Annotated in this window: 27 protein-coding genes; 24 read left to right on the top strand and 3 right to left on the bottom strand. The window is 60.3% G+C overall.

Features of this window, described 5'->3' with window-relative positions; all coding sequences use genetic code 11:
• Positions 1-127 precede the first annotated feature (127 nt).
• The 21 genes from M3N55_RS06605 (at position 128) to M3N55_RS06505 (ending at position 19,877) form a co-directional block, all read left to right on the top strand.
• On the top strand, positions 128-616 hold the full coding sequence (locus M3N55_RS06605; RefSeq protein ID WP_249057644.1) for a lysozyme inhibitor LprI family protein: 489 nt from the start codon (positions 128-130) through the stop codon (positions 614-616).
• Between the two features lie 243 nt (positions 617-859).
• A complete protein-coding gene (locus M3N55_RS06600) occupies positions 860-1,225 on the top strand; it encodes an NADH-quinone oxidoreductase subunit A (RefSeq protein WP_249057642.1) in 366 nt (121 codons plus the stop codon).
• A complete protein-coding gene (locus tag M3N55_RS06595; protein ID WP_176699388.1) occupies positions 1,216-1,749 on the top strand; it encodes a NuoB/complex I 20 kDa subunit family protein in 534 nt (177 codons plus the stop codon). Before M3N55_RS06600 ends, M3N55_RS06595 begins: the two co-directional genes overlap by 10 nt.
• 9 nt (positions 1,750-1,758) lie before the next feature.
• Positions 1,759-2,367, top strand: a complete 609-nt coding sequence (locus M3N55_RS06590) for an NADH-quinone oxidoreductase subunit C (RefSeq protein WP_249057640.1) — start codon at positions 1,759-1,761, stop codon at positions 2,365-2,367.
• Entirely contained in the window at positions 2,364-3,584 is a 1,221-nt protein-coding gene (locus M3N55_RS06585; protein WP_428982620.1) for an NADH-quinone oxidoreductase subunit D, read from the top strand. Before M3N55_RS06590 ends, M3N55_RS06585 begins: the two co-directional genes overlap by 4 nt.
• Entirely contained in the window at positions 3,584-4,726 is a 1,143-nt protein-coding gene (locus M3N55_RS06580) for an NADH-quinone oxidoreductase subunit E (RefSeq protein ID WP_249057638.1), read from the top strand. Before M3N55_RS06585 ends, M3N55_RS06580 begins: the two co-directional genes overlap by 1 nt.
• 22 nt (positions 4,727-4,748) lie before the next feature.
• Entirely contained in the window at positions 4,749-4,970 is a 222-nt protein-coding gene (locus M3N55_RS06575; protein WP_249057636.1) for a DUF5337 domain-containing protein, read from the top strand.
• Positions 4,971-4,992: 22 nt separating this feature from the next.
• Positions 4,993-6,282 (top strand): NADH-quinone oxidoreductase subunit NuoF, encoded by a 1,290-nt coding sequence (gene nuoF / locus M3N55_RS06570; protein ID WP_249057635.1) that lies wholly within the window; start codon positions 4,993-4,995, stop codon positions 6,280-6,282.
• Position 6,283: 1 nt separating this feature from the next.
• Positions 6,284-6,724: a DUF5333 family protein gene (locus M3N55_RS06565; protein WP_249057632.1), complete on the top strand. Its 441-nt coding sequence runs from the start codon at positions 6,284-6,286 to the stop codon at positions 6,722-6,724.
• 3 nt (positions 6,725-6,727) lie between these two features.
• Positions 6,728-8,746 carry an NADH-quinone oxidoreductase subunit NuoG gene (gene nuoG / locus M3N55_RS06560; protein ID WP_249057630.1) on the top strand — a complete coding sequence of 673 codons (2,019 nt, stop codon included), beginning with the start codon at positions 6,728-6,730 and terminating at the stop codon, positions 8,744-8,746.
• Positions 8,747-8,809: 63 nt separating this feature from the next.
• Positions 8,810-9,169, top strand: coding sequence for a hypothetical protein (locus tag M3N55_RS06555; protein ID WP_249057881.1), 360 nt, complete (start codon positions 8,810-8,812; stop codon positions 9,167-9,169).
• Positions 9,170-9,184: 15 nt separating this feature from the next.
• Positions 9,185-10,222, top strand: coding sequence for an NADH-quinone oxidoreductase subunit NuoH (gene nuoH, locus M3N55_RS06550; RefSeq protein ID WP_249057626.1), 1,038 nt, complete (start codon positions 9,185-9,187; stop codon positions 10,220-10,222).
• A 2-nt stretch (positions 10,223-10,224) separates the two neighbouring features.
• Positions 10,225-10,716, top strand: a complete 492-nt coding sequence (nuoI, locus tag M3N55_RS06545) for an NADH-quinone oxidoreductase subunit NuoI (RefSeq protein ID WP_249057623.1) — start codon at positions 10,225-10,227, stop codon at positions 10,714-10,716.
• 32 nt (positions 10,717-10,748) lie between these two features.
• A complete protein-coding gene (locus M3N55_RS06540; RefSeq protein ID WP_249057621.1) occupies positions 10,749-11,366 on the top strand; it encodes an NADH-quinone oxidoreductase subunit J in 618 nt (205 codons plus the stop codon).
• 61 nt (positions 11,367-11,427) lie between these two features.
• Entirely contained in the window at positions 11,428-11,733 is a 306-nt protein-coding gene (gene nuoK, locus M3N55_RS06535; RefSeq protein WP_071796935.1) for an NADH-quinone oxidoreductase subunit NuoK, read from the top strand.
• Positions 11,734-11,737: 4 nt separating this feature from the next.
• Positions 11,738-13,702 carry an NADH-quinone oxidoreductase subunit L gene (nuoL, locus tag M3N55_RS06530; RefSeq protein ID WP_249057619.1) on the top strand — a complete coding sequence of 655 codons (1,965 nt, stop codon included), beginning with the start codon at positions 11,738-11,740 and terminating at the stop codon, positions 13,700-13,702.
• On the top strand, positions 13,702-15,243 hold the full coding sequence (locus M3N55_RS06525; protein ID WP_249057617.1) for an NADH-quinone oxidoreductase subunit M: 1,542 nt from the start codon (positions 13,702-13,704) through the stop codon (positions 15,241-15,243). The genes nuoL and M3N55_RS06525 overlap by 1 nt, the downstream gene beginning before the upstream one ends.
• A gap of 11 nt (positions 15,244-15,254) precedes the next feature.
• Positions 15,255-16,694: an NADH-quinone oxidoreductase subunit NuoN gene (gene nuoN / locus M3N55_RS06520; RefSeq protein ID WP_249057616.1), complete on the top strand. Its 1,440-nt coding sequence runs from the start codon at positions 15,255-15,257 to the stop codon at positions 16,692-16,694.
• Positions 16,678-17,412: a biotin--[acetyl-CoA-carboxylase] ligase gene (locus M3N55_RS06515; RefSeq protein ID WP_249057613.1), complete on the top strand. Its 735-nt coding sequence runs from the start codon at positions 16,678-16,680 to the stop codon at positions 17,410-17,412. Before nuoN ends, M3N55_RS06515 begins: the two co-directional genes overlap by 17 nt.
• 9 nt (positions 17,413-17,421) lie before the next feature.
• Positions 17,422-18,198, top strand: coding sequence for a type III pantothenate kinase (locus M3N55_RS06510; RefSeq protein WP_249057611.1), 777 nt, complete (start codon positions 17,422-17,424; stop codon positions 18,196-18,198).
• An 8-nt stretch (positions 18,199-18,206) separates the two neighbouring features.
• Positions 18,207-19,877, top strand: coding sequence for a ribonuclease J (locus M3N55_RS06505; protein WP_249057609.1), 1,671 nt, complete (start codon positions 18,207-18,209; stop codon positions 19,875-19,877).
• A 111-nt stretch (positions 19,878-19,988) separates the two neighbouring features.
• Here M3N55_RS06505 and M3N55_RS06500 read toward each other — a convergent pair whose 3' ends face one another.
• From M3N55_RS06500 to M3N55_RS06490, 3 genes are all read right to left on the bottom strand, one after another.
• Positions 19,989-21,956: a capsule polysaccharide biogenesis protein gene (locus tag M3N55_RS06500; RefSeq protein WP_249057607.1), complete on the bottom strand. Its 1,968-nt coding sequence runs from the start codon at positions 21,954-21,956 to the stop codon at positions 19,989-19,991.
• Between the two features lie 4 nt (positions 21,957-21,960).
• Complete coding sequence (locus M3N55_RS06495; RefSeq protein ID WP_249057605.1) at positions 21,961-23,097, bottom strand: polysaccharide biosynthesis/export family protein; 1,137 nt, start codon at positions 23,095-23,097, stop codon at positions 21,961-21,963.
• A gap of 93 nt (positions 23,098-23,190) precedes the next feature.
• Positions 23,191-24,480: a capsule polysaccharide biogenesis protein gene (locus tag M3N55_RS06490; RefSeq protein ID WP_249057603.1), complete on the bottom strand. Its 1,290-nt coding sequence runs from the start codon at positions 24,478-24,480 to the stop codon at positions 23,191-23,193.
• A 171-nt stretch (positions 24,481-24,651) separates the two neighbouring features.
• Here M3N55_RS06490 and M3N55_RS06485 point away from each other — a divergent pair, with 171 nt between their 5' ends.
• Genes M3N55_RS06485 through scpB form a run of 3 tightly spaced genes read left to right on the top strand, consistent with a single transcriptional unit; the run spans position 24,652 to position 26,738 of the window.
• The gene (locus M3N55_RS06485; protein WP_249057602.1) at positions 24,652-25,245 is read left to right on the top strand and encodes a riboflavin synthase; all 594 of its coding nucleotides are present in this window, start codon (positions 24,652-24,654) and stop codon (positions 25,243-25,245) included.
• 54 nt (positions 25,246-25,299) lie between these two features.
• Positions 25,300-26,073: a segregation and condensation protein A gene (locus M3N55_RS06480; RefSeq protein ID WP_249057600.1), complete on the top strand. Its 774-nt coding sequence runs from the start codon at positions 25,300-25,302 to the stop codon at positions 26,071-26,073.
• Positions 26,070-26,738 carry an SMC-Scp complex subunit ScpB gene (gene scpB, locus M3N55_RS06475; protein ID WP_249057880.1) on the top strand — a complete coding sequence of 223 codons (669 nt, stop codon included), beginning with the start codon at positions 26,070-26,072 and terminating at the stop codon, positions 26,736-26,738. The genes M3N55_RS06480 and scpB overlap by 4 nt, the downstream gene beginning before the upstream one ends.
• The last annotated feature ends 165 nt before the right edge of the window (positions 26,739-26,903 follow it).

Raw genomic sequence — 26,903 nt, 5'->3', positions numbered from 1 at the left:
TTCAGGATGCGCAGCCTATGCAGGCAGCGCAAGCCCTGTTCAGATACCCGTGCCGCAGATTTTTGCGTGATGGGACGGGCGGTGCGTGGCAGAGTGGAACGGTCTTATCTTTTGCATGGGAATCGTCATGGCGCGTTTTCTTCTTCTTGTTTTCCTGATGTCCGGCCCCTTGGTCGCCCAAGACCTGTCTTTTCGGATTGCTCCAACAGAATCCTGCTTGTGGGATAGCGGTCATGACGGCGACAATCGCGCCTGCATCGGCCTTGCGGCCAGTGCCTGCATGGAACAGCCCGGTGGCTACAGCACGGTGGCGATGGGCTATTGCCTTGACCAAGAACTAAGCTTTTGGGACGGGCAGTTGAATGATGCCTATGGCCAGTTGATGCAAGCTATGCGCGCCGCAGATGAGGGTCTGCCCGCGCATTTGGCCATACAGTCCAGCAGCTTGCGCGATATGCAACGCGCGTGGATCGCCTATCGGGATGCGCGCTGCGACCATGAGGCATCCTTGTGGCAGGGTGGCACAGGTGCCAGTCCCGCCTATCTGAATTGCCTGATGGACGAAACCGCCCAACAGGCGCTTTACCTTGGGGCGCTTTATTCGGGCGAGGGGTGATGTTGTCATGGTGTCGCTGCTGCAACTGCGGCAAAAGGTGTTTGCACGCGCGGCAAGCCATTCATATTAATGAATGTTAAATGTATACCACGGTATCCTGACGCGCGTTTTTCCGCATTCAAACGGGCTAGTTCAGTTGACCAACCCATCGTTGCAGAGTAGATGGTGCACAGCCAAAGCCCACAGATTCCGTCTGTCGGCACAGTTCGGTGCAGCAAGTGCTGCCTGCGAAAGGAGCCAAAGGTGCAAGACCTCCTCGCGTCCTATCTGCCCATCGTGATTTTCCTGGCCATTGCCTTGGGCCTTGGCCTTGTGCTGCTGCTGTCGGCCATTGTTATCGCGGTGCGCAACCCCGACCCTGAAAAAGTGTCGGCCTATGAATGTGGGTTCAATGCCTTCGATGATGCGCGCATGAAATTCGATGTGCGCTTCTACCTTGTGTCGATTCTGTTCATCATCTTCGATTTGGAAATAGCGTTCCTGTTCCCCTGGGCTGTGGCCTTTGGTGACATGTCGATGACAGCGTTCTGGTCCATGATGGTGTTCTTGTCGGTCTTGACGGTGGGCTTCGCCTATGAATGGAAGAAAGGGGCGCTGGAATGGGAGTGATGACCGGAGCCAACACGGCAGGGGCCGACCGCGAGGTTGCCACGCAATCGCTGAACCGCGAATTGCAGGACAAGGGGTTTTTGCTGACCTCGACCGAAGACATCATCAACTGGGCGCGCAATGGCAGCTTGCACTGGATGACCTTTGGCCTTGCCTGCTGCGCGGTCGAAATGATGCATACGTCGATGCCGCGTTATGATCTGGAACGCTTTGGGACCGCGCCGCGCGCGTCCCCGCGCCAGTCGGACCTGATGATCGTAGCGGGAACGCTGACCAACAAGATGGCGCCTGCTCTGCGCAAGGTTTATGACCAGATGCCAGAGCCGCGCTACGTGATCTCTATGGGAAGCTGCGCCAATGGCGGCGGCTATTACCACTATAGCTATTCCGTCGTGCGCGGCTGTGACCGCGTGGTGCCGGTGGATATTTATGTGCCCGGCTGCCCGCCTACGGCAGAGGCGCTGCTGTATGGTATCCTGCAACTGCAACGCAAGATTCGTCGCACCGGCACGCTGGTTCGCTGAGGGGGGCTTATGAGCACTGATTTGCACGATATCACCGCCCAGCTTGACGCGCGCATGTCCGATGCCGTGGTCGGGCACGAGATCGCATTCGGCGAGTTGACCGTAACGACGACGCTTTCACATTTGCCAGTGCTGGTGCGGTGGTTGCAGAGCGATGAGAGCATGAAATTCTCGACGCTGGTGGACATCACGGCGGTCGATTATCCGGGCCGGGCCGACAGGTTCGAGGTGGTCTATCACTTCCTGTCAATGTATCGGAACCACCGCATTCGGTTGAAAGTCATGGCGGGCGAGGATGACATCGTGCCATCGATCACCGGCATTCACGCTTCGGCCAACTGGTTCGAGCGGGAAGTCTTCGACATGTTCGGGATCTTGTTTTCCGGCCATCCGGATTTGCGCCGCCTGCTGACGGATTACGGCTTTCGCGGCCACCCGCTGCGCAAGGATTTCCCGACCACGGGCTATACCGAAGTGCGCTACGACGAGGCATTGAAGCGCGTGGTGTATGAACCCGTGTCACTGGTTCAGGAATACCGCCAGTTCGATTTCATGTCGCCTTGGGAAGGTGCGGACTACGTCCTTCCGGGTGACGAGAAGAAGGAGGCTGCGACATGATGGATGGCTCCTACACGCCGGACACGCTGACCCAAGAACAGCGCATCCGCAATTTCAACATCAATTTCGGCCCGCAACACCCTGCTGCGCATGGTGTGTTGCGGCTGGTGCTAGAGCTGGATGGTGAGATCGTGGAACGCTGCGATCCGCATATCGGCCTGCTGCACCGTGGCACCGAAAAGCTGATGGAATCGCGGACCTACCTGCAAAACCTGCCCTATTTCGACCGGCTGGATTACGTCGCGCCGATGAACCAGGAACATGCTTGGTGCCTTGCCATAGAGCGGCTGACCGAGGTCGAGGTGCCGCGCCGCGCTCAGTTGATCCGTGTGCTGTATTCGGAAATCGGGCGTATCCTGTCGCATTTGCTGAACGTGACCACACAAGCAATGGATGTCGGCGCGCTGACGCCGCCGCTCTGGGGCTTCGAGGAACGCGAAAAGCTGATGATCTTCTATGAGCGGGCCTGCGGCGCGCGCCTGCACGCGGCCTATTTCCGGCCCGGTGGCGTGCATCAGGATCTGCCGCCCGCATTGATCGACGATATCGAAGAATGGGCGCATGCTTTCCCGAAAGTGTTGGACGATATCGACACGCTGCTGACCGAAAACCGCATCTTCAAGCAGCGCAATGCTGATATCGGGATCATTTCGGAACAGGAAATCCTTGATTGGGGCTATTCCGGCGTCATGGTGCGCGGGTCGGGGCTGGCATGGGATTTGCGCCGCGCGCAACCCTATGAATGCTATGACGAATTCGACTTCAAAATCCCGGTCGGCAAGAATGGTGATTGCTATGATCGCTACCTGTGCCGGATGCAGGAAATGCGCGAATCTACTTCTATCATGCTGCAAGCCATTGAAAAGCTGCGTGCGCCCGAAGGGCAGGGTGATGTGCTTGCGCGGGGCAAGCTGACGCCACCGTCGCGGTCGGACATGAAAACTTCGATGGAAAGCCTGATCCACCATTTCAAGCTGTATACTGAAGGGTTCCATGTGCCCGCAGGCGAGGTTTACGCAGCCGTCGAAGCGCCGAAGGGCGAATTCGGGGTGTATCTGGTGGCCGATGGCACGAACAAGCCTTACCGCGCCAAGCTGCGCGCGCCGGGCTTTTTACACCTGCAAAGCATGGACCATGTGGCCAAGGGTCACCAACTGGCCGATGTGGCCGCCATTATCGGCACCATGGATGTCGTGTTCGGAGAGATTGACCGCTAATGCTACGCCGACTGCACCCAGACCAGCCCGACAGCTTCGCGTTCACCCCGGCCAATCAGGCATGGGCGGAAGCGCAGATTGCCAAGTATCCGGCGGGCCGTCAGGCCAGCGCCATCATCCCGCTTTTGTGGCGCGCGCAGGAACAGCATGGCTGGCTGACCCGCGCAGCGATTGAACATGTCGCGGCAATGCTGGACATGGCCTATATCCGCGCGCTGGAAGTGGCGACGTTTTACTTCATGTTCCAGTTGCAACCCGTTGGCGCTGTTGCTCATTTCCAGATTTGCGGCACCACGCCCTGTATGCTGTGCGGGTCTGAAGAACTGGTCAAGGTTTGCCGAGAGAAGATTGCCAAGCAGCCGCATAAGCTGTCCGCAGATGGCAAGTTTTCGTGGGAAGAAGTCGAATGCCTTGGTGCGTGTTCGAACGCCCCCATGGCGCAGATCGGCAAGGATTATTACGAAGACCTTGACGCTGAGAGCTTTGCCAAGCTGATCGACGAGATGGCAAAGGGAAAAGTGCCCACGCCCGGCTCGCAAAAAGGTCGGTTCGCGTCAGAACCCTTGGGTGGGGCAACCACGCTGAAGGATTACACCGGGCAGGCCGAAAACGGGTCAGTTGCGTTGGCGACCGGCCTTGGCGACACGCTCAAGCGCATTGACGGCAGCGAAGTGCCACTGGTGGCGCCGTGGTGCGATCACCCCCGCGCCGATGGAATGCCGATGGGCGGAAATGTGGCCGAACTGGTCAAACCCGCTGATCCAGACGAAGCCCCCAAGGCGAAGGGTGACAGCGAAACCCTGCGCCGCAAGGAACAGGTTGCGGTCCCCAAGGCCACGCCGAAAGCCGCGCCGGACGTTGTGGAACCGACGGTTATGGAAACCAAACCCGAAATGCTGACGGAAGCACGCGGCACGCCGGACGATCTGAAAAAGATCAAAGGTGTCGGTCCCAAGCTGGAAGGGGTGCTGAACGAGTTGGGGGTCTGGCATTTCTGGCAGATTGCAAGCTGGACCGCGACAGAGGTGGCTTGGGTCGATACACGGCTGAAGTTCAAGGGCCGGATCGAACGCGATGGCTGGATCGAACAGGCCAAAACCCTTGCCGAAGGTGGCGAGACTGAATTCTCAAGCCGCTCCTGACCGGGCGTAAAGGATGATGGGCATGACCAAACCCAGCGAACAGGACATGGCACTTGCCCGGCAGGCTCGGCTTGCGGGGGCGGTGATGGCCGTGGCGATTGTGCTGTGGGTTGGTCTGCAATTCATCGGCGGGCAGTTTGGCTGGCAGGCGCGCTACGCTTTTCTGGTCGATTTTGCCGCCCTTGCCGCCTTTGCCTGGGGTTTGATTGTGACTTTCCGCATCTGGCGGCTGAAAGGCCGCTGAGCGCGCAGATAAGGATACGCATATGCTGGACGACAAGGACCGCATCTTTACCAACCTTTACGGCATGCATGACCGCTCGCTGAAAGGCGCGCAAGCGCGTGGCCATTGGGATGGCACCAAGAAGATCCTTGAAAAGGGCCGCGACTGGATTGTGGATGAAATGAAGCAATCGGGCCTGCGCGGACGCGGCGGGGCCGGGTTCCCGACCGGTCTGAAATGGTCTTTCATGCCCAAGGAAAGCGACGGACGCCCAGCCTATCTGGTTGTGAATGCAGACGAGTCCGAGCCGGGCACCTGCAAGGACCGCGAGATCATGCGCCATGATCCGCATACGCTGATCGAAGGCTGCTTGATCGCGTCTTTCGCGATGAACGCGCATGCCTGCTATATCTACATTCGTGGCGAATACATCCGCGAGAAAGAGGCGCTGCAAAACGCCATTGATGAAGCCTATGACGCGGGGCTTGTTGGTCCAAATGCTTGCGGGTCCGGCTATGATTTCGACATCTACCTGCACCACGGGGCCGGGGCCTATATCTGCGGCGAGGAAACAGCACTTCTGGAAAGCCTGGAGGGCAAGAAGGGCATGCCGCGGATGAAGCCGCCTTTCCCGGCGGGCGCGGGGCTTTATGGTTGCCCGACCACGGTGAACAACGTGGAATCCATCGCCGTTGTGCCCACAATTCTGCGCCGCGGCGGCGCGTGGTTCGCAGGCTTTGGCCGCCCAAACAACGCAGGCACCAAGATTTTCGCGATTTCCGGCCATGTGAACACACCTTGCGTGGTAGAAGAGGCCATGTCGATCAGCTTTGAAGAGCTGATTGAAACCCATTGCGGCGGCATTCGCGGCGGTTGGGACAACTTGCTGGCGGTCATCCCCGGTGGGTCATCCGTTCCCTGCGTGCGGGGTGAAAACATGCAGGGTGCAATCATGGATTTTGACTACCTGCAAAAAGACCTGCGTTCGGGCCTTGGCACGGCGGCGGTGATCGTGATGGATAAATCCACCGATATCGTGCAGGCAATCTGGCGGCTGGCCAAGTTCTACAAGCACGAAAGCTGCGGCCAATGCACGCCCTGCCGCGAAGGCACCGGCTGGATGATGCGGGTCATGGACCGCCTTGTGCGCGGAGAGGCCGAGATCGAGGAAATCGACATGCTATGGGACGTGTCCAAGCAGGTCGAAGGCCATACGATCTGTGCGCTTGGCGACGCGGCGGCGTGGCCCATTCAAGGCCTGATCCGCAATTTCCGCCCCGAGATCGAGGATCGCATCCGTGCCAACAAGGCCGGGCGCGTGGCAGCGGAGTAGGATGATGGCACGCGCAACGCTCTTGGCAGGACTTGCGGTTGCCGCCTCGCTCGCCACGGGCAGCGCGGCGCAATCCATGACGCAGGCAGAGGTTAACGACCTGCTGCGCGCGACGCCGGAAGTGTATAACGGGTTGTTTACGGCGGCCATCATCAAGCATATCGCAGATAGCTGCCCCGACAGCATTGACCCGCCCGGAAAACTCGCGCGGGTGGCGTATTTCTTTGGTCTCTACAACAAGGCGCGCGCGCTTGGTCCTGACCGGGGGCAGATCGAAGCCTTTGTCGAGGATGAGGCGGAACAAGAACGGATGCGCCAGCTTGTGTTTACTTATCTGCGGGCCGCCGATGTGGACCCGATGAACGAACAGGCCGTGTGTGCCTATGCAAGCGACCAGATTGCCGAAGGCTCTGCCATCGGCAAGCGGTTGCGGGAGAAGTGAGAAATGTCTGACCTTCGCAAGATCATCATCGACGGGCAGGAAGTGGAAGTTCCCCAGACCATGACGCTGATTCAAGCGTGCGAGATGGTCGGGATCGAAATTCCGCGCTTTTGCTATCATGAACGTCTGTCGATTGCCGGCAATTGCCGCATGTGCCTGGTCGAGGTGCAGCCCGGACCACCCAAACCGGCGGCAAGCTGCGCGATGCAGGTCAAGGACATGCGACCCTTCCCCGATGGCAGCCCGCCGCAGGTGAAGACGAATACACCGATGGTCAAGAAGGCGCGCGAAGGCGTGATGGAGTTTTTGCTCATCAACCACCCGCTGGATTGCCCGATTTGCGATCAGGGCGGCGAGTGTGATTTGCAAGATCAGGCGATGGCGTATGGCGTCGATTTCTCGCGTTTCCGCGAACCCAAGCGCGCGACCGAGGATTTGCAGCTTGGACCGCTGGTCGAGACGCATATGACGCGTTGCATTTCCTGCACCCGTTGCGTGCGGTTTACGACCGAAGTGGCCGGCGTTCAGGTCATGGGTCAGACGGGGCGCGGCGAGGATGCAGAAATCACGACTTACTTGGGTGCACTGATCGAATCCGAGATGGTCGGCAATATCGTCGACCTGTGCCCGGTCGGCGCGCTGGTGTCCAAGCCCTACGCCTTTACCGCGCGCCCGTGGGAGTTGACCAAGACCGAAACCATCGACGTGATGGATGCGCTGGGGTCGAACATCCGCGTGGACACCAAGGGCCGCGAAGTGATGCGTATTCTGCCGCGCAACCATGACGGCATTAATGAAGAATGGCTGGCCGACCGTTCGCGTTATGTCTGGGATGGGCTGAAACGCCAGCGCCTTGATCGCCCCTATATTCGCGAAAACGGCAAGCTGCGCGCGGCCTCTTGGCCCGAAGCCTTGTCGACAGCGGCAGCGGCGATGAAGGGCCGCAAGTTGACCGGGCTTGTCGGTGATCTGGTGTCGGTGGAAGCGGCTTATGCTTTGAAAACGCTCGTCGAAAATCTGGGTGGCACAACCGAATGCCGTGTCGATGGCGCGAAGCTGCCTGCGGGCAACCGCTCTGCCTATGTCGGCACCGCAACCATCGAAGACGTGGACCACGCGCAGAAAATCCTGCTCATCGGCACCAATCCGCGCCATGAGGCGCCTGTTCTGAATTCGCGTATCCGCAAGGCGTGGCTGCACGGCGCCGATGTCACGCTGGTGGGCGACGCGGCTGACCTGACCTATGACTATGAGCACATGGGCACCGACCGCGCTGCGCTGGCGCATGTGCTGGATCTGGATATGTCCGATCTGGCTGACAAGGACTGCGTGGTCATCGTCGGCCAAGGCGCATTGCGCGACGCCGATGGCGAAGCGGTTCTGGCTACCGCGCAGGCGATTGCCGAGAAATCGGGCGCGAAACTCTTGGTGCTGCACACTGCCGCCGCCCGCGTGGGCGCAATGGATATCGGCTGCATCACCGAAGGCGGCTTGCCCGCCGCGACCGAGGCCGCAGAGGTGATCTACAACCTTGGTGCGGACGAGGTCGACATCGCACCGGGTGCCTTCGTGATCTATCAGGGCAGCCATGGCGACCGGGGCGCGCACCGCGCGGATATTATCCTGCCAAGCGCGGCCTATACCGAGGAAAACGGCCTGTTCGTGAACACCGAAGGCCGTCCGCAACTGGCGCTGCGCGCCGGTTTTGCACCGGGAGAGGCTAAAGAAAACTGGGCTATTCTGCGTGCGCTCTCGGCAGAACTGGGCGCAACCTTGCCCTTCGACAACCTGAGCGCATTGCGCAATCAGTTGACTGGCAGCTTCCCGCATCTGGCGGAAATCGACGAGGTGCCGGAAAACGAATGGCATTCGCTGCCGCAGGGCAAGTTGGCACAGGTGGCTTTCAAGTCTGCTGTGGCGGACCATTACCTGACCAACCCGATCGCGCGGGCCTCTAGCCTTATGGCTGAACTCTCTGCAATGGCAAAAGCGCGGGCTGAAACCGCGCTGGCCGCGGAGTAAACCGTCATGATCGCCAATGCCCTCCCAGCCAAAGCCCTGACGCTCGCCGCTTGCGGTGGGTTGATGGGCTGTGTCGCCGGGCAGGGCGCGCGCGATACGCTTGATCCGCCTGCGCGCACCCAATATCTGGGCGTGGACACGCGGTTGCTGGATGGCGATCTGGTCAGTTTTCTGGTGCAGATTGCGGGCGAGGCTGGACAAGCAGAGGCGATCGCGTATGCGCGTTGCGCAGCGGCCCAGTATACGTTGATCCGGGGTTATAATTTTGCGCGCCATGTGCGCACAAGCACTACGCAAAGGGGTGGCATCTGGGAAGCGGATGGAGTTTACACCATCTCGCCCGACCTGCCACGCGGAACAAGAACAATAGACGCGGAAGTGGTCGTGGATGACTGCAATGCGCAGAACATTCCAACGGTCTGAGGAATAGAGGGACGCATGGCTGAATTTCTGGAAACCAGTTTGGGTATCGCCACGCTAATAGCCGCGCAATCGTTGCTGGTGGTTGGCTTTGTCATGATAAGCCTGATCTTCCTTGTCTATGCCGACCGCAAGATCTGGGCAGCGGTGCAGATGCGGCGCGGCCCGAACGTGGTCGGGCCATGGGGCTTGCTGCAAACCTTTGCCGATGCGATCAAATTCGTCGTCAAGGAAGTGGTCATCCCGGCGGGCGTGGACCGGCCGGTGTATTTTCTGGCACCCTTGGCCAGTTTCGTTCTGGCGGTGCTCGCCTGGGCGGTGATCCCGTTCAACGATGGTTGGGTTCTGGCAGACATTAATGTAGCGATCCTGTTCGTCATGGCGATCGCGTCCTTGGAAGTTTACGGCGTCATCATGGGCGGCTGGGCGTCCAACTCGAAATACGCTTTTCTTGGGTCTTTGCGGTCTGCTGCACAGATGATCTCTTATGAGGTCTCGCTCGGTCTGATCGTGATCGGCGTCATCATCTCCACCGGGTCGATGAGCTTTGGCGCGATCGTGGGCGCGCAAGACACGGGCTATGGCCTGCTGGGCTGGTATTGGCTGCCGCATCTGCCGATGGTCGTGCTGTTCTTCGTGAGCGCTTTGGCCGAAACCAACCGCCCACCGTTCGATCTGCCCGAAGCGGAATCGGAACTGGTGGCCGGGTTCATGGTGGAATACGGCTCGACGCCTTATCTGCTGTTCATGGCAGGCGAGTATATCGCGATTTTCCTGATGTGCGCGCTGATGAGCTTGCTGTTCTTCGGCGGCTGGCTGTCGCCCATTCCGGGCCTGCCTGACGGGTTCCACTGGATGTTCATCAAGATGGCATTCTTCTTCTTCATGTTCGCCATGGTGAAGGCCATCGTGCCGCGCTACCGCTACGACCAACTGATGCGCATTGGCTGGAAAGTGTTCCTGCCCGTGTCGCTCGCGTGGGTCGTGCTGATTTCTTTCCTTGCAAAATTCGAAGTGGCTGGCGGCTTTTGGGCCCGCTGGGCGATTGGGGGTTAACCATGGGGTTCGATTGGGGACGCGCGGTCAAATACGCGCTTATGACCGACTTCATCAAAGGGTTCGGGTTGGGGATGCGCTACTTCGTGGCGCCAAAGCCGACCCTCAACTACCCGCATGAAAAGGGGCCGCTCAGCCCCCGGTTCCGGGGCGAGCACGCGCTACGTCGCTACCCGAATGGCGAAGAGCGGTGCATTGCCTGCAAATTGTGCGAAGCTGTCTGCCCCGCGCAGGCCATCACGATTGATGCCGAGCCGCGTGACGACGGCAGCCGCCGCACCACGCGCTACGACATCGACATGACCAAATGCATCTATTGCGGCTTCTGCCAAGAGGCTTGCCCGGTCGATGCGATTGTCGAAGGACCGAATTTCGAATTCGCCACCGAAACCCGCGAAGAACTGTTCTACGACAAGGCCAAATTGTTGGAAAACGGCGACCGTTGGGAAGCGCAGATCGCGCGCAATCTGGAAATCGACGCACCTTACCGCTAAAGCCGCGACACCGATACGAAGGACCCGACAACATGGGCATAGCCGATATCACATTCTACGCATTCGCGGTCACACTTCTGGGCGCGGGCTTTCTGGTCACGATCTCGCGCAACATGGTGCATTCGGTGCTGTGGCTGATCCTTGCGTTTCTGTCGGCGGCGGGCCTGTTCGTCCTGCTGGGGGCCGAATTCATGGCGATGTTGCTTATCATCGTCTATGTCGGCGCGGTGGCGGTTTTGTTCTTGTTCGTGGTCATGATGCTCGACATCGACTTTGCGTCCTTGCGCAGTGAGATGGCGAGGTATTTTCCGATAGCCGCTATTATTGGTGTCGTTTTGTTGCTGCAAATGGCCATGCTCTTTGGCGCGTGGTCCAGCAGCGAACAGGCGATGGGCTTGCGCCAAGCGCCTACGCCGGATGTGGCAGAGGTCCACAACACCAAGGCGCTGGGGATGATTATCTATGACCAGTATTTTCTGGTGTTTCAGGTTTCTGGCCTGATCCTGCTGGTTGCGATGGTCGGCGCAATTGTGCTGACGCTGCGCCACCGCAAGGATGTGAAGCGCCAAAACGTGATCTCGCAAATGCACCGTGACCCGGCCAAGGCGATGGAACTGAAAGATGTCAAATCGGGGCAGGGGCTTAGCTAAGCCCGGCCACCGCATAGCGAGAGCCGCAAAGGCCCGCGCCAGAATAACACGAGGGACGACAATGGTAGGACTTGAACATTACCTGACGGTGGCGGCGGCGCTCTTCGTCATTGGGATTTTCGGCATATTCCTGAACCGCAAGAATATCATCGTCATTCTGATGTCGATTGAACTGATGCTGCTGTCGGTCAACATCAACCTTGTTGCCTTTTCCAGCTTCCTGAACGATCTCGTGGGCCAAGTGTTCACCATGTTCGTGCTGACCGTGGCCGCCGCAGAGGCCGCGATCGGCCTTGCGATCCTTGTGTGCTTCTTCCGCAACCGTGGCACGATCGACGTCGAAGACGTCAACGTGATGAAAGGCTGATCCGATGGCGACGATTGTTCTACTGGCGCCCTTGTTCGGCGCGATCCTCGCCGGGCTGTTCTGGCGCGTCACCGGCGAAAAAGCGGCTCAGATCATTGCCACGGGCCTGCTGTTCCTGTCCGCGATCCTGTCCTGGGTCATCTTCCTGACGCATGATGGCGGGGTAGAGCAGATCACGCTGATGCGCTGGATTGATAGCGGCACGCTGGTAGGCGACTGGGCGATCCGGCTGGACCGTCTGACGGCGGTCATGCTGATCGTGATCACCACGGTCTCTGCTTTGGTCCACCTGTATAGCTTTGGCTACATGGCGCATGACAGCCATTTCGCCGAGGATGAAAGCTACCGCCCGCGTTTCTTCGCCTATCTGTCGCTCTTTACCTTCGCCATGCTGATGCTGGTGACGGCCGATAACCTTGTGCAATTGTTCTTCGGCTGGGAAGGCGTGGGCCTAGCGTCTTACCTGCTGATCGGCTTCTACTTCCGCAAGCAAAGCGCAGGTGCCGCCGCGATGAAAGCGTTCATCGTCAACCGCGTGGGCGATATGGGCCTGATCATCGCGCTGATGGTGACGTTCTACCTTGTCGATTCCATCGCCTATGACGATGTGTTCGCCGCAGCCCCCATGCTGGCTGAAACAACCGTTAGCTTCCTGTGGACGAAATGGAACGCCGCCAACCTGATCGCGTTCCTGCTGTTCGTGGGTGCGATGGGCAAATCGGCGCAGCTTTTGCTGCACACGTGGTTGCCCGACGCGATGGAAGGCCCGACGCCGGTGTCGGCGCTGATCCACGCTGCGACCATGGTGACGGCGGGTGTGTTCCTTGTCGCGCGTTTCTCGCCGCTGATGGAATACACGCCCGATGTGACTAGCTTTATCGTGCTTATCGGTGCGTTGACCGCCTTCTTCGCCGCAACCGTGGGTCTGGTGCAGAACGACATCAAGCGCGTGATCGCCTATTCGACCTGTTCGCAGCTGGGTTATATGTTCGTGGCCGCGGGTATCGGTGTTTACTCGGTCGCCATGTTCCACCTGCTGACGCATGCCTTCTTCAAGGCGATGCTGTTCCTTGGGGCGGGGTCGGTCATTCACGGCATGCACCATGAGCAGGACATGCGAAACTACGGGGGCCTACGCAAAAAGCTGCCCATGACCTATTACGCCATGCTGATCGGCACGCTGGCCATTACCGGTGTGGGCATACCGCTGACGACCATTGGCTTTGCCGGCTTCGTGTCTAAAGACGCGATCATCGAGAGCGCTTTTGCCGCTGGCACGACCTATGCGTTCTGGTTCCTGGTGATCGCGGCGCTGATGACCAGCTTCTATAGCTGGCGGCTGATGTTCATGACCTTTTTCGGCACCCCGCGCGGCGACAAGCATACGCACGAACACGCGCATGAAAGCCCGCTGGTCATGCTTGTGCCACTGGCGGTGCTGGCGGTGGGTGCGGTTCTGTCGGGCGTAGTGTTCTACGGGCCGTTCTTCGGCTCGACCGAGGCGGTGCGCGAATATTTCGGTGCAGCGCTGTTCATCGCGCCGGAAAACGATCTGATCCATGATGCGCATTATGTCGATAAATGGGTCAAGGCCGCGCCCTTCGTCGCCATGCTGATCGGGCTTGGGCTGGCCTGGCTCTTCTACATTCGCAATACCGAACTGCCCAAAAAGTTGGCCGAAACCTTCCCCGGTGCCTACCAGTTCTTGCTGAACAAGTGGTATTTCGACGAGATTTACGACGCGGTCTTCGTTCGGCCTGCCAAGGCCATCGGCACCTTCCTGTGGAAGAAGGGCGACGGCGGCATGATTGATGGCGGCATTAATGGTCTGGCCATGGGGATCATCCCGATGCTGACGCGTCTGGCAGGCCGTGCGCAATCCGGCTTCGTCTATCACTACGCCTTCGCCATGGTGCTGGGCATTGTCGCCATCGTGAGCTTTGTCACGCTGGGCGGAGGGGCAAACTGATGCTGAACCTGCTTTCCATCATCACCTTTACGCCTGCCATCGCGGCACTGATCCTTGCGGTCTTTCTGCGCGGCGATGATGAGGCCGCGCGAAATAACGCGAAATGGGTGGCGTTCGTGGCCACGCTGGCAACCTTTGCTGCGTCCCTGATCCTGTTGGTGGGGTTTGACCCGGCCGACACAGGCTTTCAGTTCGTCGAAGAACATGAATGGATCTTGGGCCTGACCTACAAGATGGGGGTCGATGGCATCTCGGTTCTGTTCGTCATGCTGACAACCTTCCTGATGCCGATTACGATTGCCGCCTGCTGGAACGTCACGCACCGCGTGAAGGAATACATGATCGCGTTTTTGCTGCTGGAAACGCTGATGATCGGCGTGTTTACGGCGCTGGACCTTGTGCTGTTTTACCTGTTCTTTGAAGCGGGTCTGATCCCGATGTTCCTGATCATCGGCATCTGGGGCGGCAAGGAACGCATTTACGCGGCGTTCAAGTTCTTCCTCTATACCTTCCTTGGGTCGGTGCTGATGCTGGTCGCGATGATCGCAATGTATGTTGATGCCGGCACGACCGACATTCCGACGCTGCTGAACCACCAGTTCAGCACTGAAACCTTCAGCGTTGCGGGTTGGCAGGTTATTGGTGGGATGCAGTCGCTGTTGTGGCTGGCCTTCTTCGCGTCCTTCGCGGTGAAAATGCCGATGTGGCCGGTGCATACATGGCTGCCCGACGCGCATGTTCAGGCCCCGACCGCAGGGTCCGTGGTGCTGGCAGCGGTGCTGCTGAAAATGGGTGGCTATGGGTTCTTGCGGTTCAGCCTGCCGATGTTCCCGGTGGCCAGTGACATCTTCGCGCCGTTGGTGTTGTGGTTGTCGGCGATTGCCATTGTCTATACCAGCCTTGTCGCGCTGATGCAGACCGACATGAAAAAGCTGATCGCCTATTCGTCGGTGGCGCATATGGGCTTTGTCACCATGGGTATCTTTGCCGCGAACCAGCAGGGCGTGGATGGCGCGATCTTCCAGATGATAAGCCACGGTTTCATTTCCGGCGCGCTGTTCCTGGGTGTAGGGGTTATCTACGACCGCATGCACACCCGAGAGATTGAGGCCTATGGCGGCCTGGTCAACCGCATGCCGGTCTATGCTGCCGTGTTCCTGCTGTTCACCATGGCCAATGTCGGCCTGCCGGGGACCAGCGGATTTGTCGGCGAATTCCTGACCTTCATGGGGGTGTTCCAAGTGAACACTTGGGTCGCGTTCTTCGCCGCAAGCGGGGTGATCCTGTCGGCGGCCTATGCGCTGTGGCTCTATCGCCGGGTGGTGATGGGCGAACTTATCAAGGCCAGCCTGAAAGGCATTTCCGACATGGACCGCCGCGAAAAGGCAATGATGGCGCCTTTGGTGGCGGCCACGCTGATCCTTGGGGTCTATCCGGCCTTTATCACCGATATCATCGGTCCTTCGGTCAGCGCGCTGGTCGATGGACATGCGTTGGCGTTGCAGGCCCATGAGGCCGCATCCCAACTGGCACAGAACTGAAAGGGCCCGACATGATCGGAGCAGATCTGACAACCGCGCTTCCAGAGATTGTCCTCGCGCTCTTTGCCATGGCCATGTTGATGGTGGGCGTTTATGGCGGCAAGGACAAGCTGGCCGAACCTATCTTATACGCGACCGCAGCACTTATGGTGATGCTGGCACTGTATTCGGGCACGCAATCGCTAGAGCCGCTGACCGCGTTTAACGGCACCTACCTGAAAGACGGCTTCGCGCAATTCGCCAAGATGCTGATACTTGTCTCTGCCGCCGTGGTGCTGGTGATGGGTAAATCGGTGATGATCGAGACGGGGCTTTTGAAATTCGAATACCCGATCCTGATCGCGCTGTCAGTCGTCGGGATGATGCTGATGGTCTCTGCGGGCGACCTGATCGTTCTGTATATGGGGTTGGAGCTGCAATCGCTGGCGCTTTACGTTGTCGCCACCATGAACCGCGATTCCAGCCGCTCGACCGAAGCAGGGTTGAAATATTTCATCCTTGGCGCGCTGGCCTCGGGCCTGCTTCTGTATGGCGCGTCGCTGACCTATGGCTATGCGGGCACGACCGTGTTTGCAGGCATCCTCAGCACCATCTCCGAAGATGGCATGTCGGTTGGCCTGCTGATGGGTCTGGCCTTCATGTTGGCGGGGCTGGCGTTCAAGGTCTCTGCCGTGCCGTTCCACATGTGGACGCCGGATGTCTATGAAGGCGCGCCCACGCCCGTAACCGCCTTTTTCGCCACCGCGCCCAAAGTGGCGGCGATGGCACTGATTGCACGGTTGGTGCATGACGCTTTCGGCACCGTGCCGGGCGACTGGTCGCAGATCGTGGCGCTATTGGCGGCGGCGTCCATGTTTGTGGGCGCGATTGCCGCGATCGGACAGCGCGACATCAAGCGGCTAATGGCCTATTCGTCGATCAGTCACATGGGTTTTGCATTGGTTGGTCTGGCCGCAGGCACCGCGCAGGGCGTGCAAGGGATGCTGGTCTACATGGCGATTTATGTGACCATGAATATCGGTGTCTTTGCCTTTATCCTGACCATGCGGCGCGATGGTAAAGCTGTGACGGATATTTCGGAGCTGAACCAACTGTCTAAAGCTGAACCACTGCGCGCATTGGCGCTGCTGGTGCTGATGTTCAGCCTTGCGGGCGTTCCGCCGCTGGTGGGCTTCTTCGGCAAGTTCTATGTGCTGTGGGCGGCCGTCGATGCCGGGCTGACATGGTTGGCGGTTGCCGGGGTTATCGCGTCCGTTATCGGGGCGTTCTATTATCTACGGATCGTGTTCTACATGTATTTCGGAGCAGAGTCAGAACCGCTCGACACAGTTCGCGCGCCGGTTCAGGCAACACTTCTGGTCGCCTGCGCGATGATCATGGTGCTCGGGGTCATCAACCTGTTCGGCATAGACGGAATGGCCGCTTTGGCGGCGGATGCCCTTGTCCGGTAACTGGCCGGACGGGGTAGGGCGCAGCGTCCTGCCGCAGGTCGATAGCACCAATGCAGAGGCCGCGCGCCGGATGGCGGCATTTGCTGGCCCGGAATGGATACTCACCCTGCGCCAGACCGCAGGGCGGGGACGGCGCGGCCGAGTGTGGCATGACCCGGAGGGTAATTTTGCCGCAAGCTACCTGTTCCGGCCCGAAATGCCAACCGCGCAGGCCGCGCTCTATTCCTTTGTGACCGCGCTTGCGCTGCAAGAGGCCTTGACCGCTGCGACTGGTCGTCCTGACAGTTTTGCGCTGAAATGGCCCAATGACGTTCTGTTGCACGGGGCAAAACTGGCGGGCATCTTGTTGGAAAGCGCGGGGCCGTTTTTGACAATCGGGATCGGGGTTAACCTTGCGGCCCACCCCGACGCCGACGCGGGTGCGCTGCGCCCGGTCAGTCTGCTGGGTGAAACCGGCCTACGGATCGCGCCCGAAGAGTTCCTTGACCTGCTTGCCCCCGCCTTTGCCCATTGGCAGACGCAGTTCACCACTTACGGCTTCGCCCCGATCCGCACCGCGTGGCTGGCCCGTGCTGCGCGCTTGGGCGAAAAGATCACGGCGCGCACTGTGACCGACAGCCATGAGGGCACGTTCGAAGGGATTGACGATACTGGCGCGCTTTTGCTGCGTAGCGCGCATGGCCTGCGCGCCATTCCTGCTGCTGACGTGTTTTTCTAAGGAAAGCCCATGCTTCTGACCATTGACTGCGGCAACACCAACACAGTGTTTTCCCTGTGGGAACATGATGTCATCTTGCAAACATGGCGCACCTCGACCGACCATCGGCGCACGGCGGACCAGTATTATGTCTGGCTGTCCACGTTGATGCAGGTGCGCGGTATTACGGCGGATATCCGTAATGTCGTCATCTCGTCCACCGTGCCGCGCGTGGTGTTCAATCTGCGGGTTCTGTGCGACCGCTATTTCGACTGCCGCCCGCTTGTGGTGGGCAAGCCCGAATGCCGCCTGCCGGTCCCGCCACGAGTGGAAGAGGGCGTGCGCCCTGGTCCTGACCGTCTGGCCAATGCGGCTGGCGCATTTCAGCGCCATGGCGGGCATGTGGTTGTCGTGGATTTTGGCACCGCCACCAATTTCGACGTGGTAGCCGAGGATGGCGCCTATGTTGGCGGTGTAATCGCGCCGGGTGTGAACCTAAGTTTGGAAGCTTTGCACCAGGGTGCTGCCGCCCTGCCGCATGTCGATATTTCGCGCCCTGAGCGCGTGATCGGCACGAATACGGTCGCGTGCATCCAATCCGGGGTGTTCTGGGGCTATACAGGGCTGATCGAAGGGATTACCCAGCGGATAAAGGCCGAGTATGGCCGCCCCATGAAAGTGATTGGCACAGGCGGTCTGGCGGCACTGTTCGCACAGGCCGAAGACCTGTTTGACGAAATCGAGGATGACCTGACGATGTATGGCCTGCGGGTGATCCATGACTATAACACGGCCATGACGATATAGGAGCAGCCATGAGCGCTGAAAGATTGATCTACGTCCCCCTTGGGGGCGCAGGCGAGGTGGGCATGAATGCCTACCTGTATGGATACGGCCCCAAGGGGCGCGAGCGGTTCATCCTGGTGGACCTTGGCATTACCTTCCCGGATATGGGCGGGCAGCCCGGCGTCGATGTCATCCTGCCCGACCTGACATGGCTGGAAGAGCGTCGCGACCGGCTGGACGCGATTTTCATCACCCACGCGCATGAGGATCATGTCGGGGCCGTTGGCCAGATGTGGGATCGCCTGCAAGCCCCGGTCTATGCGCGCGATTTCACCGCGCGGATTGCCAAGCTGAAAATGCAGGATCAGGGGCAGGACATTGCGCAGGTGAAAACCGTGGGCAAGATGGAACCGGTTCAGGCCGGTCCGTTCTCGGTCCAGTTCTTCCCGGTCGCGCATTCGCTGCCCGAAGCATCGGGCATGATTATCGACACGCCCGCCGGGCGGTTGGTGCATTCGGGCGACTTCAAGGCCGACACCACGCCCGGCGTGGGCGAGCCGCATGATCCGGCCATGCTGGCAGAGATCGGGCGCTCGGGCGTGAAGGCCATGATGTGCGACAGCACCAATGTGATGAACAAGCAAGCGGGGCGGTCCGAAGCGACGCTGGCGGGCCCGATTGCCGACCTGATGCGCGATGCACGCGGTATGGTCGTGGCGACGACGTTCGCGTCGAACGTGGCGCGGCTGAAAACGCTGGCCGTCGCGGCGCAAGAGGCCGGGCGCTCTGTTTGCCTGATGGGCCGCGCCATGCTGCGCATGACACAAGTGGCGACCGAGTCGGGCATCCTGAAGGATTTCCCGGCGACTGTTAGCCCAGAGCAGGCGAAAGACATCCCGCGCGAAAATCTGTTGCTGATTGTGACTGGTAGCCAAGGCGAGCGGCGCGCAGCCAGCGCGCAACTGGCGCGCGGCACCTATATGGGGCTGCACATGCGCGAGGGCGATACGTTCCTGTTTTCGTCCATGACCATCCCCGGCAACGAGCGCGAGGTTGGTCGAATCGTCAACGGGCTGTCGGAAATGGGCGTTGATGTGATCGACAATTCCGAGCGGCTTTACCATGTCTCGGGCCATGCGAACCGCCCCGATCTGGAGGCGATGCAAGACCTGATCCAGCCGGCAATTCTGGTGCCTATGCATGGCGAACACCGGATGATGCGTGAACACGCAAAGCTGGCGATTGGACGTGGGATGCGGTCATTGGTCGTCTCGAACGGCTCTGTGCTGGACCTGACCGACGATGTGCCGGTGCTGGTCGATGAAATCCCCACGGGGCGGACCTATCTGGACGGCAGCCGCCTGATCGGTGCTATGGACGGAATCGTGCGCGACCGTATCCGCATGGCGATTGGCGGGCATGTCTTTGTGACGGTCATCATGGACGAAGCCGACGAAGTGCTGGGCGACCCATGGGCCGAGATCGCGGGTCTGCGCCCGGTTGCCAAGGGCGGGCAGGCGCTGAACGAGGTGATAGAGGATGAATTATCCGATTTCCTGAACCGTGCCAGCCGTAAGGTTCTGACCGATGACGACAAGCTGAATGACGGCATGCGCCGTGTGGTGCGGCAAGTTGTGATGGAAGAACTGGGCAAGAAGCCCGAGGTCACGATTGTCGTTAGCCGGTTGAGCGCCGAGTAGCTGTAACCCAGCGGCGGGCTTTCGCCCAAGGCTTTACTGGAGGGGGGCTGCCGCCCCCATTCACCCCCTCTGGGGGTGACTTCCCCCGCGAGTATTTCTGGCAAGATGAAATCAGCGCCAGAAAGTCGTGTAACTGGCAAGCAAGCCTTGCAGCTTTGCCAATACCCGCAGGACAGGCGGTTGCGGCGCTGCCGCGGGGTCCGCCAAGCGTTCCAACGCCAATTCCGGGCTGCATGGCAGCCGCGTGACCGGGTCAAGGTAGCGCGGGTAGTCGATCAGCACGGCATGGGCGAGGATTTCAAGGCTGGGACGCGCGCGGCGCCTGTCGGGAACCTGCCCCAGATCGCGCGTGAGGCCCCAGCCGGCGTAGAAAGGCGCGCCAAGACAGGTGACGGGCACGGCGCGCAACAGCGCTTCGAAGCCGAGGGTTGATGTGATCGTCCACACCTCTTGCACTTGGGTCAAAAGCCATGCCGTGTCTGCCTGCGGCAAGACCATATCTGCGGCAGACATGTCGGCCAAGGCGCCGGGGCGCAGGCCTGCTTCGACATCGGGATGCGGTTTATAGAGGATGATTGCATCCGGGTTTTCCGCACGGACCTTGGAAAGGAGCGCTGTATTTGTGCAGATATCTGCAGCGCCCAAGCGGATTGAGGCGTCATCTTCGACCTGTCCCGGCACGAGGATGCGGTGGCCTTGGGGCAGGGTTGCACGCGCGCCGGCAAGATTATATTTGGTGAGCCCTTGCGCACGCAGCCCGGCAATAAGACGCGCGGCGCGCTCTGTTCCGCCCGGCGGCAGGGGGCGCGCCACCAGATGTTCCAGCCGCGAGGGCTGCGTTGGATCGTAATAGATGCCCAGATCGTCGCGCACCAGTGACAGCGGTGGCGTAAGGGCTGCGCCAAGGCCGCGCGATCTTAGCAGGCCGTCCTCTATGCGAATGTCGCCGTCGCCTGCGCCCCAGACCATGCTGCGGCGTCCCATCGCGGTCTTGCGAAACCGCAGCTTTTGCCAGCGCCCGAAGAAGGCTTGCAGATGCGGCCGCTTCCAGAGCCGCATGTCAAGCGTGTCATAGCCGGCGTGATCTTCGCGCCACGCCCGGACCAGTGCTTCGAGATGATCGAGCAGGTCGGGGAGGGCGCAGAGCCGGTCGCGGCAAGGGTGATACCACTTGGGGTAAAGCAGCATGGCGCCCGCGAAAAGCTGCGTGCGGGTCAGGCGGCGATTGCGGCGTGGATGCGGCGTCTGGTCATCGCTCAGCCCCCATCCGGCATAGAAGGGCAAGCCCCAGACATTGGGGCGATGCCCCGCTAGGATCGCCTCGAACCCCAGTTGAGAGCTGACGGTGTAGACGGCAATTGCGCCGTCCAGCAGGTTTTGGGGCGAACAGGGCGCGTCGCAGATGGAAACGCGGTCGGATTGTGCATCGGCATCGGTGAAATGGCCGGGCCGCAGCCCTTGTGCAGCTTCCGGATGGGTGCGGATCACGATGCGCGCTGTCGGGTGGTCCAACTGTGCCTGCACCAGCATTTCGTGAAAAATGTAGGGGGAGAGCGGCCCGTGCAGGCCGCCATGGGTGAGCGAGGCGTCACCCCGGACCTGATCTATGACCAGCACATAGCCCGGCGGCGGTGCCGGGGTGTCTGGATCGCAGGCGGAATATTTTGTCAGGTGCTGCGCGCCTATCCGCGCCATGCAGAGCCGCGCGGTTTCCAGCAAGGCATGATCGTCGAGCGGGTTCTTGGCCAGCAGGGTTTCAAGATCGCTGGGATGGGACGGGTCGTAATGGATGCCCTGCTCGTCGATGACAAGGCCGAGTGGAGGCTCCCCGCAACGACCGGGGAACAGCGACCGCAGGAAAGCGTCCTCTACCCGTAACAGCGCGGCGCCACTGCGTTCCGCCACGGCCTTTGCGCGGGCGGCGCGGGGGGCATGCCCCCATGCCGCGACCATGTCTTGGGGTTTGGGCCAGCCAATGCGGGGTGCGTATCCGGCCAAGGCCATGATCCGGCGAATGCGACGGGCTTGTGCCGATGGCCCGAGGAACCCGCCAGAAACGGCATAGATCCTCGGGCGCATTGTCTTAGTCAGAACTGCGTGTAAGCGCGCGAATAGACCCGGCCGCGGTAATCGACCCGGTGAGCGACGAAATCTGGCGGGCCCATAGAACAGAGCTGGCCTCTGTCACAAAGATCGTGTCGCCGTCACGGATTTTGAAGTCGCGCGCGTTGAACATGCCGGTGGGGGCGGTCAGGTCCAGCACATAGACAAAGCGCACATCGGACACGAACTGGCCGATCCCGAGGATTTCGGTCGCGATTTCCGGGCGCTCGTCGCGGAAAATGAACACGCCCTTGGGGTCTGCGCGTAACGGGTCCAGGCCGCCGACAGAGGCAATCGCTTCTATTGCGGAAATCTGTTGGGTGTCGAAGGTGACGCGACTGGCTGTCCCGGTTGCCCCCAGCACGCTGAAACTGCGTTGGTCTTGCTTGACCAGAACCCGGTCGCCGCCGCGAATGGCAATGTCCAGCGACGGGTTAGAGAAGATATCTTCCAGCCAGGCGCTGTCTTGGCGGTTGCCGCGTGTCAGCAAAACCTGCGCGGTTTCCAAGGGGATGCTGATGCCACCGGCGGTCGCAATTACCGAAGACAGCCGGTTCGATGCGCGGGTGATCGGATAGACCCCTTGCGCGGTCACGCCGCCCGTAACAGAAACGGTCGAGCCGTCGCCCTGAGTGCGGGCAACCAGAACCTGCGGGTCCGGGGTTTGCTCATCGAGCGAGCGGGTCAGCAATCGGCGCAAGGCTTCGGGGGTTTGCCCGGCGGCGCGGATGCGTCCGGCATAGGGCACGAAAATGAAACCGGCATCATCGACCTGCAAGGTTTCGATAATGGCGTTATTCGCGGTTTCCGGGGCCAGCAGACCTTCGGGCACGTTTTCGAACACGTTAAGCGTGATCGTATCGCCGGGGCGGATGGTGTCACCGCCCAGAAGCCCACCTGCACGCAAGGCATGGCTGAAGCCCAGCGTTTCGGGCTTGTTGGCGATCTGGCTGACGCGTTTGGTGACGGAAATGATATGCGCGTCGCCACTGCGCATGACAGAGCCTTCGTAGATTTCATTGGCTGTTGGGCCATCGCGTGGCACGCCACATGAGGCGACGGCAACGCAAGCCAAAAAGGCCACGGTATGGCCAAGGGTCTTCGTAATCGCAAACACTGCTCGGGCTCCTGTAAAAGGACATGCCTCTAATTGTTGCTATAAGTATACAGCCACGGCGGCTTTTCGCCAAGAGATGAAATGGGTTAGAGGTTATTGCACCATGCGTAACTGTTGCCGGGGTGCCGCGTCCCCGGTGATGAGCGCGGTGTATGGGTCATGCGGGGCCAGCATCATATCCACCACATGTCGCATGAGTTGCCTGCGCCCCCGCAACGAATAGTAGCCGCCGGGCACTTGAGAGGTTTCAAGCAAGAAATGCCGATATTGGCGGTAGGCGCGGGCATCGGGGCGCGTTGGGGCGCTGAAAAACTGCTCTAGCGGCTGGGCCGAGACGAATTCGGCTTTGTCGAACACTGCGCGCCCGAAGGCTTTGAGCGGCATCCCCCGCCACAACACTTGTTGCGCTGCGGTGGAATTGACCGTCACGGCAGAACGTGCGTGGTTCAGCAACAGCGCGAGCTTGCCGCCGCGCACAAAATGCACCCTGCCGCGCAAGTCATGTGCTTCGGTCAGCTTTCGGATCACGCTGCGCAGGGGCAGGCGCCCATCTTCCAGCGGGTGCGCCTTGATGACCAAATGATGGTGGCGTGGTGCGCCGCGGGCGAACCCGTCGACCACGGTTTCCAGAAATTGCGCCTGCGTTTCAAAAGGCCCGTGGGCGCGGAAACTGCTGTCATGGGCCAGTTGCAACAATACCAGATGGTAGGGAAACCCGCCATTGCGGATGCGCCATGACGCAAGACGCCGTTCCAGCGAGGTGAGCGGCATCGCCCAGAGCCGTTTCAGATAGAGCCGGAATTCCTGTGCCACGGTCAGGTCGCGGTGTGGCTTGAACTGGTGATACCGCCGGTTCAGCGCCATGACGCAGAAATGATAGATCGCTCCATAAAAGATATGGTGGCGCATATCGCCCCAATGCGCCGGCGGATCGGGCAGTTCAAGGTCGCATTTCTCCAGCGCGTGGCGCATGTCGTCAACGCTCATGGTCATGAGCGCTGAATTGCCGTTCGTGCCGTCCCGCTCATATGTCACCCAATACGGGCGCAGGTAGCCTTCTTCGAACACATGCACTGTGATGCCGCGGGCGCGCGCAAGCGCAATCGCTTCGGCATGAATGGGCCGGACATCGCCATAAAGCGCGAGGTCTGTGATGCCATGACGCTCAAACAGGTCGGCGCAGGCAGCCCCCCACTCCTCCGGTGTGCCGGTATAGGGGATGTAGCTGGCCGTGTTGCGCCAGAACATGGCGTCGCCTTGGTTGAACCCCACACGCCAGACCTGCGCGCCCGCTGCGCGCAACATGCGACCTAGCCGGTCGAAAAATGGACCATGCGGCCCCTGCAAGAACAGGAAGCGCCGCGTTGCGGTTTGTAGTGCCATGGCGTCTTGCCTGTTTATATCCCTAATCCGCAGAATAGGGCTGCTCTTTTTTATATAGCGTAAACGAAAAGTCCTGCCGCGTCATCAAAAACGATTCGCGCGTGCCGGGCTGTTGCTTGCAAAGCCACAGGCACTAAGCTTATGTGCGCCGACAGCACGGGGGAAGCAGCTATGTTCACAGGCATTATTACCGATATTGGCCGGGTGCGTTCGGTCGTGCAGGAAGGCGATCTGCGGGCCCGGATAGAAACTGGCTACAACACGTCGCGCATAGAAATCGGCGCGTCTATCGCCTCTGACGGGGTTTGCCTGACGGTCGTGGCCCTGGGGCCGGACTGGTATGACGTGCAAGTCTCCGCCGAAACCGTGGGCAAGACCAATCTTGGAACATGGGAGCCGGGCAAACGCGTGAACCTGGAGCGCGCGCTGAAAGTCGGTGACGAATTGGGCGGCCATATCGTGTCCGGCCATGTCGATGGTCTGGCAGAGGTCATCGGGCTGTCCGACGAAGGCGACAGCACCCGCATACGGTTTCGTGCGCCGGACCATCTGGCCGGGTTCATCGCACCCAAAGGGTCGGTGGCGCTGAACGGCACCTCGCTTACCGTGAACGAGGTGATCGGCGCGGAATTCGGCATTAACCTGATCCCGCATACCAAGCAGGCTACAACATGGGCCGACACCAAGCTGGGCGATCAGATCAATTTGGAAATTGACACGCTGGCCCGCTATGTCGCGCGCCTGCAAGAGTGGGGCGGGCGCTGAACCGGGCACGCAGCGTGATAGACGCCGTGCGCGCTTTTGCGTAAACTCTGCCGCATGAGTGATGATTGGGACAGTGTAGACGAACGCCGCGCCGCCGAGGAGCTGATCGTCGATGTCGATGGCTTCGAGGGCCCGCTTGACCTGCTTCTGGCCCTGTCGCGCAGCCAGAAGGTCGATTTGCGGCGCGTGTCTGTGCTGCAATTGGCCGAACAATATCTTGGCTTTGTCGAGGATGCGCGCGCCCTCCGAATTGAGCTGGCCGCCGATTATCTGGTGATGGCGGCATGGCTGGCCTATCTTAAATCGCGACTGTTGTTGCCGCCCGACCCAACAGAAGACGGGCCAAGTGGCGAAGACCTGGCAGCACATCTTGCGTGGCAGTTGGAGCGCTTGCAGGCCATGCGCGATGCCGCCGCGCGGCTGATGGCGCGCGACCAGATGGGCCGAGATTTCTTTGCGCGTGGCCAGCCCGAAACGATCGCCGTGACGCGCCGGACCGAACTTCAGGCCAACCTGCTGGACCTGATGCGCGCCTATGCAAGGCTGCGCACCCGCGACGAATTTCGCCCCTATGCCTTTGACCGAAGCGATATCTACGCCCTGGATGCGGCCCTCGCGCGGTTGTCGCAGCTCTTGCCGATCACGCTGGACTGGTCCGATCTAAGTCGGTTCCTGCCAGAAGGGTGGGGCAGCGCGCCGACCCGGCGGCGGTCGGCCATCGCCTCGACCTTTGCCGCCTCGTTGGAACTGGCCAAGCAAGGACGGCTCGACCTTCGGCAATCCGAAGCCTTTGCGCCATTGCATCTGCGCGGACGGGGAGGGGGCTGATGGACGCAGTCGATCCAAGCGGTTTTGCCGCGCCGACCTTCGCCGCTCAAGAGCGCATGGTGGAAGCGATTCTCTTTGCGTGTGACCATCCGCTGTCCAGCACCGAGATCGCGGCACGCCTGCCGCAGGGCTGTGACGTGCCCGAAGTGCTCGTGCGGTTGCGGCAGCATTATACGGGGCGCGGGGTCGAGCTGTCGCGGGTGGGCGATAAATATGCACTGCGCACCGCGCCTGATCTGGGTTGGCTGATGCAGGCCGAACGGGTCGAGCAACGCAAACTGTCACGCGCAGCCATCGAAACGCTGGCAATCATTGCCTATCATCAACCTGCCACCCGCACCGAGATAGAGGAAATCCGGGGCGTCGCGGTCTCACGTGGGATGCTCGATCAATTGCTGGAACTTGGCTGGGTGCGGCTTGGACGGCGGCGCATGACACCGGGGCGGCCTGTAACCTTCGTCGTGACAGACGCATTCCTTGACCATTTCGGGCTCGAATCGGCGCGCGACCTGCCGGGTTTGCAGGAATTGCGCGCTGCAGGCTTGCTCGACAGTCGTCCCATGCCGGGGTTGGGCGGTCAAAACGCCCCCGATACGGATGAAGATGACCCGGTCAATGGCCCAGAGAGCGCACCGCGCGGGCAGTCCGAGCTCTTTGAAGAATGAGCAAACGGCTGCCTGCAAAGGTTGCCCCGGCGTCAAATGCAGTTTTTGTCACTTTTCTGTCTTTTCTCTCTTGCGTGTAAAAAGCGTGTGGCCTAGATAGCGCTTCACCGGCGGCGGGGACGTTGTTGGTTGGCTGAGGCGGCGGGAAGCATTGCTGTTTTGGTT

This window comes from Roseinatronobacter domitianus (genome assembly GCF_023336755.1).
Taxonomy (GTDB): Bacteria; Pseudomonadota; Alphaproteobacteria; order Rhodobacterales; family Rhodobacteraceae; genus Roseinatronobacter; species Roseinatronobacter domitianus.
This window is presented reverse-complemented; position numbering and strand designations above follow the sequence as displayed.

Coding starts and splice junctions, on each gene's coding strand:
- M3N55_RS06605 (WP_249057644.1), top strand. CDS start 128: ATGGCGCGTTTTCTTCTTCTTGTTTTCCTGATGTCCGGCCCCTTGGTC.
- M3N55_RS06595 (WP_176699388.1), top strand. CDS start 1,216: ATGGGAGTGATGACCGGAGCCAACACGGCAGGGGCCGACCGCGAGGTT.
- M3N55_RS06590 (WP_249057640.1), top strand. CDS start 1,759: ATGAGCACTGATTTGCACGATATCACCGCCCAGCTTGACGCGCGCATG.
- M3N55_RS06585 (WP_428982620.1), top strand. CDS start 2,364: ATGATGGATGGCTCCTACACGCCGGACACGCTGACCCAAGAACAGCGC.
- M3N55_RS06580 (WP_249057638.1), top strand. CDS start 3,584: ATGCTACGCCGACTGCACCCAGACCAGCCCGACAGCTTCGCGTTCACC.
- M3N55_RS06575 (WP_249057636.1), top strand. CDS start 4,749: ATGACCAAACCCAGCGAACAGGACATGGCACTTGCCCGGCAGGCTCGG.
- nuoF (WP_249057635.1), top strand. CDS start 4,993: ATGCTGGACGACAAGGACCGCATCTTTACCAACCTTTACGGCATGCAT.
- M3N55_RS06565 (WP_249057632.1), top strand. CDS start 6,284: ATGATGGCACGCGCAACGCTCTTGGCAGGACTTGCGGTTGCCGCCTCG.
- nuoG (WP_249057630.1), top strand. CDS start 6,728: ATGTCTGACCTTCGCAAGATCATCATCGACGGGCAGGAAGTGGAAGTT.
- M3N55_RS06555 (WP_249057881.1), top strand. CDS start 8,810: ATGGGCTGTGTCGCCGGGCAGGGCGCGCGCGATACGCTTGATCCGCCT.
- nuoH (WP_249057626.1), top strand. CDS start 9,185: ATGGCTGAATTTCTGGAAACCAGTTTGGGTATCGCCACGCTAATAGCC.
- nuoI (WP_249057623.1), top strand. CDS start 10,225: ATGGGGTTCGATTGGGGACGCGCGGTCAAATACGCGCTTATGACCGAC.
- M3N55_RS06540 (WP_249057621.1), top strand. CDS start 10,749: ATGGGCATAGCCGATATCACATTCTACGCATTCGCGGTCACACTTCTG.
- nuoK (WP_071796935.1), top strand. CDS start 11,428: ATGGTAGGACTTGAACATTACCTGACGGTGGCGGCGGCGCTCTTCGTC.
- nuoL (WP_249057619.1), top strand. CDS start 11,738: ATGGCGACGATTGTTCTACTGGCGCCCTTGTTCGGCGCGATCCTCGCC.
- M3N55_RS06525 (WP_249057617.1), top strand. CDS start 13,702: ATGCTGAACCTGCTTTCCATCATCACCTTTACGCCTGCCATCGCGGCA.
- nuoN (WP_249057616.1), top strand. CDS start 15,255: ATGATCGGAGCAGATCTGACAACCGCGCTTCCAGAGATTGTCCTCGCG.
- M3N55_RS06515 (WP_249057613.1), top strand. CDS start 16,678: ATGCCCTTGTCCGGTAACTGGCCGGACGGGGTAGGGCGCAGCGTCCTG.
- M3N55_RS06510 (WP_249057611.1), top strand. CDS start 17,422: ATGCTTCTGACCATTGACTGCGGCAACACCAACACAGTGTTTTCCCTG.
- M3N55_RS06505 (WP_249057609.1), top strand. CDS start 18,207: ATGAGCGCTGAAAGATTGATCTACGTCCCCCTTGGGGGCGCAGGCGAG.
- M3N55_RS06500 (WP_249057607.1), bottom strand. CDS start 21,956: ATGCGCCCGAGGATCTATGCCGTTTCTGGCGGGTTCCTCGGGCCATCG.
- M3N55_RS06490 (WP_249057603.1), bottom strand. CDS start 24,480: ATGGCACTACAAACCGCAACGCGGCGCTTCCTGTTCTTGCAGGGGCCG.
- M3N55_RS06485 (WP_249057602.1), top strand. CDS start 24,652: ATGTTCACAGGCATTATTACCGATATTGGCCGGGTGCGTTCGGTCGTG.
- M3N55_RS06480 (WP_249057600.1), top strand. CDS start 25,300: ATGAGTGATGATTGGGACAGTGTAGACGAACGCCGCGCCGCCGAGGAG.